Below are 5,699 nucleotides of genomic sequence, written 5' to 3'. Positions count from 1 at the left end.
ACCACGTCGCCGCCCTGGATCGCCACCGACGAGGCACTCTGCGCGAGTTGGCTGGCCTGCTTGGCGTTGTCGGCGTTTTGCCTCACGGTCGAACCCAGTTGCTCCATGGAGGCGGCCGTCTCTTCCAGCGCGGACGCCTGCTCTTCAGTGCGCCCCGACAAATCCTGATTGCCCTGAGCAATCTGCGCGCTCGCGGTGGCGATGCTGTCCGCTGATCCACGCACTTGGCCGATCAGACCCATCAGTTGACCTTGCATTGCGCCCATGGAGGCAAGCACGCTGCCGGCTGGTGCCAAATCGGCCCCGCGCACCGGGCTGAGGTCGCCCTCGGCAACACGCTGGGCGGCGTCGCTCAATTCGGCCGGTTCAGCGCCCAGCGCTGTCACCAGCCGGCGCGTGATCATCCATCCCAGCAGCGCGGCCATGAAGGCAGCCAATGCACTTGCTGTCAGCAACACAGTGCGTTGATGCGAATAGCTCGAGGCGGCGGCCTCGGTGTCACGCCTGCCTTGCTCGTTGCTGTACTCGATGTATTCACCAGTGGCTTTGAGCAGTGCTGCCAACAGTGGCCGGCAATCATTATTCATCTTGTCGATGGCCGCGTCACGCTTCTCATCCGAGGCCAGCTTGACGATGGCGAGCGCAACCTGACTATAGGAGGATTCAACCTTGTCGATTTCCACCGACAAAGCCCGCTCCCGTTCGGACGCGTCAGAAGCTTTGGCCAGTGCATCCTTGAGCGCCTTCAGTTTTGCTTGCACGGCTTCGTGTCCCTTGACTGCCGCGGCCTTCTCGGCGTCGCGCTCGGCCGACGTCTTGACGAGCACCATGTTGCGCACGGCAATCGCGCGTTGATTGGCCGAAGCGCGTACCTCGGTAGCAAGACCTTCACGCTCTGCGATGCCGCTCACGTAGTTCGAGAATCGATCATTCGTTTCACTCAGGCCGCGCAAAGCGAGCAGGCTCACGACGAGCACGATCACGGCAAGTGCGCCGAAGGCGAAGCCAAGTTGTTGTTTAACGGAAAGCTTGTTCATGGAGGTAGGCCTCAGTTCAGTGAAGGTTGGCGCGGAGCAATCCCATGTCCGCGCTTGTCATTAATTGCTCGATATCGACGAGGATCAGCATGCGGTCCACTTCGCCCTGCTTGAGCGCACCGATTCCGGTGATGTAGCTCGCATCCACCGCGGTGTTGAATTCCGGAGCGGGCTTGATCTGATCGCTGTTGAGTTGGATCACGTCGCTGACCGAATCCACAACCGCCCCGACCGTGCGACCGGCAACGTTGAGCACGACGGTGACGGTGATGGCGTCAAAGCCGGCGTTCTCGAAACCAAACTTCAATCGAAGGTCGACGATGGGCACGATGACCCCTCGCAGATTGAGCACCCCCTTGACGAAGGCCGGAGCGTCGGCAATGCGAGTCGGCGGCTCGTAGCCACGGATCTCCTGCACCCGCAGGATGTCGATGCCGTACTCTTCTGCGCCGAGGCGGAAGGTCAGGCATTCGCGGGGAGGTGCATGAACCGGTGGAGAGCCGATGGCGGCTCCGAATGGGACGCTGACGGCGCGAACCGCCGGTTCTATGTCTTCAATGGCACTCATCGATATGTTCCAGTAGAGGTGGTGAACGGGCCGCACATTGGCAGCCCGGCGCACGCCCGTTGAAGGAGCGACCGGCTGCATTCACGTTGATCACGAATGCGGGTTCTGATGCTTTATCGGCATCAGCCGGCGTTTTTGAATCATTTCTGATTTACACACTCAGAGTGCCGCCAAAGTAGGCCTGAAAGGCAGTTCAAATCGCGCTCAGAGGCTGAGAGTTTTTCGAGCGTGCCCGAGCAGCACGTCAAAAGGCGCCTGATCTAGGCGCAAAGCGCAGCCATAGCCCGGGCTATGTCGAGCATTTGCAACGACGAGCAGGGGTCTTTTGGCGTGATGAGCGGGCATGATCGAAATACTCTCAGCCTCTCAGGCATCGGAAAGCTGCTGTCTTTGTCCGAAGGGAGCCGCCATGCGGCGGCCCCTGATAATCCCCGTCCATGCAGTTGCTCATCCCCTTCGCCTCGGCCCTGTCGGATGCCGGCATGCAGACCGCACGAGATCTTTCGCTACCCCAACTGTCCCGATTGCTGAGCGCGATGCAGGCCAGCCAGCGGGCAGGCACCGACGAGTACAGCCTCAGCCCGCCGCATGAGCGGGCGCTCGCCACTGCCTGGGGCTGGCAAGGCGACGACGGCGCCCTGCCCTTCGCGGCGCTTGCCGCGGCGGCCGACGGTATCGATGTCGGCCAGCATTCCTGGGGTTTGCTGACCCCCGTGCACTGGCATGTCGGGCGGGACCACATCACGCTGGCCGACCCGATCGAACTGAAGCTCGACGACGTCACCTCCCGCACCATGTTCGATGCCGTGCGTGATCTCTTCGAGAGCGAAGGCTTCACACTGATCCATGCCAGCGCCGCCCGCTGGTACGCGGCGCATGACAGCTTCGAGGACCTGCCTTGCGCCTCGCTCGATCGAGTGATCGGACGCAACGTGGACCTGTGGCTGCCCACGCACCCGAAGGCGCGGCTGGTTCGCCGGCTGCAGAACGAGGTGCAGATGCTGCTCTACAGCCATCCGCTCAATGACGAGCGCGAAGCCCGCGGCGAGTTACCGGTGAACTCTTTCTGGCTGAGTGGTTGCGGGCGGCAGCAGCCCGTCGCCAGCCGTCACCTGCAAATCATCGACACGCTGCGCGCCCCGCTGCTCGCGCAAGACTGGGCTGGCTGGGCCGACGCCTGGCGCGCGCTCGACGCCGGCCCCCTCACCGACCTGCTGAACCGCATGTCGAGCGAGCCCGGCAGTTCGCTCACCCTCTGCGGTGAACGCTTCGCCCAACAATTCGACGCCGCACCACGATCCGCATGGCAGCGGCTTGCTGGCAGCTTTCGCAGCGTCGATCCACATACCGTACTGGAGTCCCTATGAGTTCGCCCACCATCACCTTGCGCGACGTTCCGCCGCGCGCCTCCTGGGCACTCGAACAGGCGGGTGTGCATCCGCTGTTGGCACGTCTGTTCGCAGCGCGTGGCGTGCGCACGCCGGACGAACTGGACGATGGGCTGGCGAAGCTGCTCGTGCCGGCAGACCTGCTTGGCGCCGCCAACGCAGCGCGCCTGCTGGCGGCCACCATCGCCAACAAGAAGCGCATCTGCGTTGTGGCCGACTACGACTGCGACGGCGCGACCGCCTGTGCCGTCGCGCTGCGCGGGCTCGCACTGCTGGGTGCATCGCCGAACACTCTCTGCTACGTGGTGCCCGATCGCGCGGTGCACGGCTACGGGCTCACCCCGGCCATCGTCGACCTCGCGCTGACCAAGCAACCTGACTTGCTGCTCACCGTGGACAACGGCATCGCGAGTCTTGCCGGTGTGGCGCATGCGCGCGCAAAGGGCTTGGCCGTGCTGGTGACGGACCACCACCTGCCGGCGCTCGTCAACGACGTGGTGACCCTGCCGCAGGCCGATGTCATCGTGAACCCGAACCAGCCAGACTGCCGCTTCGAGAGCAAGAATCTCGCAGGTGTGGGCGTGATCTTCTATGTGCTGCTGGCGCTGCGTAGCGAGTTGCGTGAACGCGGCGTCTTCACGCCCGAGAACCAGCCGCGGCTCGACACCTTGCTCGATCTCGTGGCGCTGGGCACAGTGGCCGACGTGGTCAGGCTCGACGCAAACAACCGACGCCTGGTGGCACAAGGACTCAAACGCATCCGCCAAGGCAAGATGCAGCCAGGCGTGTCCGCCCTCTTCCGCGCCGCGGGTCGTGACCCGCGGCGTGCAAGCGGCTTCGACTTCGGCTTCGCGCTCGGGCCGCGCATCAATGCGGCCGGGCGGCTGTCGGACATGACCTTGGGCATTGAATGCCTGCTCACCGACGATGTCAGCCGCGCCGACGACCTCGCGAAAATGCTCGACACGATCAACCGCGAGCGCCGCGAAGTGGAGGCCGGCATGCGCGAGCAGGCAGAAGCGCTGCTGGAGATGCTGATGCCCGAAGGCGACCCGCCGCCGGCCTTGGCGATCTTCGATCCGGATTTTCACGAGGGAGTGGTGGGCATCGTCGCATCACGACTGAAGGATCGTGTGCATCGCCCGACCTTTGTCTTCGCGTTGGGGCAAGACGGCATGCTCAAGGGATCGGGCCGGTCCATTCCCGGCTTCCATCTGCGCGATGCGCTTGACCTCGTGAGCAAGCGGCACCCGGGTGTGCTCGTGAAGTTCGGCGGGCATGCAATGGCGGCGGGCTGCACCCTGGCGGAAGAAGATTTCGACACCTTCGACGAAGCGTTTCAGCGCGTGGCGCACGACTGGCTGGACGCGGCCACCTTGTCGCGCAAGCTGTTGTCCGATGGGCCTCTGGGGGTGGAGTATTTCAATACCGAAACGGTGCTATCGCTCGACGCGCAGGTGTGGGGGCAGGCTTTCGAGCCGCCGATTTTCAGTGACCTTGTGGAAGTGATGTCCCAGCGCCTGGTGGGTGAAAGACATCTGAAACTGACGGTGAAGCATCAGGGTGCCGTGCGCGATGCGATCTGGTTCGGTCGCAGCGAGCCTGTGGCGGAGAAGGTGACGCTGGCGTATCGGTTGTCGGTGGACGAGTACAACGGCCGTCAACGCGTGCAGATGATCGTGGAGGCTGCGAGCTGAGAGTATTTCGAGCGTGTCCGGGCAGCACGTCAAAAGGCGCCTGATCCAGGCGCCAAGCACAGCCATAGCTCGTGCTATGGCGAGCATTTGCAACGACGAGCAGGCGTGTTCTGGCGTGATGAGCGGGCATGATCGACAAATCCTCAGACTCTGAGTTCAGAGATGCCGATCCGTGCAATCAACGGCATCGTGGATCCGATTCGTGGCTACGATCAGACCCACTCGCCGCAGGAGCCACTCCTGCTTGCGCTGCAGTGAGGCCGGATCCTGCCAGATCCCCTTGTCCGCTTTCATGGCTCGCCGTTGCGCGGATCGTCGTGATTTCAGCTCTTCATGGCTTCGTTCCGTCGAAAGGTCTGGCGGAAGCAACGACATATCCACCTGTGACGACATCACCGACCATTGGCCCGGAGCCAACACCTGCCTCAGTTCCTCGAAACGAGCGACGGCGGCCTCTCGCAACGATTCGTCAGACGCTTGCTGTGAGGTGGATTCGCGGTCACGCTCTTGACATGCGCCAGACTCCGCAGATTGCCGACACGGCTCGGAAGCACAGCGGCGGTGGCCTGTGAAAGATACAGTGGACCGGCGATCCTGTGCATCGGAAACATGCGAGGTTGGTTCGAAATCATCCACAGCCCCCTGCTTTGACGACCGCAGGGAGGAAAGGCCTCCTGCGATGGCACTGAACGAGTCGTGTGATCGTCCCGACCGACTGCCCTCTTTCCGATCACGGCTCCTTGCCTCTTGGCTGAGGACGAGGTTGGGATTGCTACTGTCTATGCTATTGCGCTTCATTCAGATTCATGGTGGTTGCAAGGTCGCGTGGTCGCGTGACATCCATCGAGCACGTCATTAAGACCAATAACGGCAAACGATCGGACGCGTAGCCACCGTTCACCTTTGGGTTCAGAGGCTGAGAGTTTTTCGATCATGCCCGCTCATCACGCCAAAAGCCCCCTGCTCGTCGTTGCAAATGCTCGCCATAGCCAAGCTATGGCTGCGCTTT

Annotated in this window: 4 protein-coding genes; 2 read left to right on the top strand and 2 right to left on the bottom strand. The window is 62.7% G+C overall.

What is annotated here, in order from left to right:
- Together AC30NL_RS20440 and AC30NL_RS20435 are read right to left on the bottom strand one after the other, a co-directional pair.
- Positions 1 to 1,037: MCP four helix bundle domain-containing protein (locus tag AC30NL_RS20440; protein ID WP_489465819.1), on the bottom strand; the 1,037-nt coding region annotated here is incomplete at its 3' end.
- 16 nt (positions 1,038 to 1,053) lie between these two features.
- On the bottom strand, positions 1,054 to 1,605 hold the full coding sequence (locus AC30NL_RS20435; RefSeq protein ID WP_489465818.1) for a chemotaxis protein CheW: 552 nt from the start codon (positions 1,603 to 1,605) through the stop codon (positions 1,054 to 1,056).
- Positions 1,606 to 2,129: 524 nt separating this feature from the next.
- Between AC30NL_RS20435 and AC30NL_RS20430 the strand changes: the two genes are divergently transcribed.
- Positions 2,130 to 2,972 carry a hypothetical protein gene (locus AC30NL_RS20430; protein WP_489465817.1) on the top strand — a complete coding sequence of 281 codons (843 nt, stop codon included), beginning with the start codon at positions 2,130 to 2,132 and terminating at the stop codon, positions 2,970 to 2,972.
- The gene (recJ, locus tag AC30NL_RS20425; RefSeq protein WP_489465816.1) at positions 2,969 to 4,690 is read left to right on the top strand and encodes a single-stranded-DNA-specific exonuclease RecJ; all 1,722 of its coding nucleotides are present in this window, start codon (positions 2,969 to 2,971) and stop codon (positions 4,688 to 4,690) included. The genes AC30NL_RS20430 and recJ overlap by 4 nt, the downstream gene beginning before the upstream one ends.
- The last annotated feature ends 1,009 nt before the right edge of the window (positions 4,691 to 5,699 follow it).

Origin of the sequence: Rhizobacter sp. (assembly GCA_021153565.1) — a bacterium.
GTDB lineage: Bacteria > Pseudomonadota > Gammaproteobacteria > Burkholderiales > Burkholderiaceae_C > Albitalea.
This window is presented reverse-complemented; position numbering and strand designations above follow the sequence as displayed.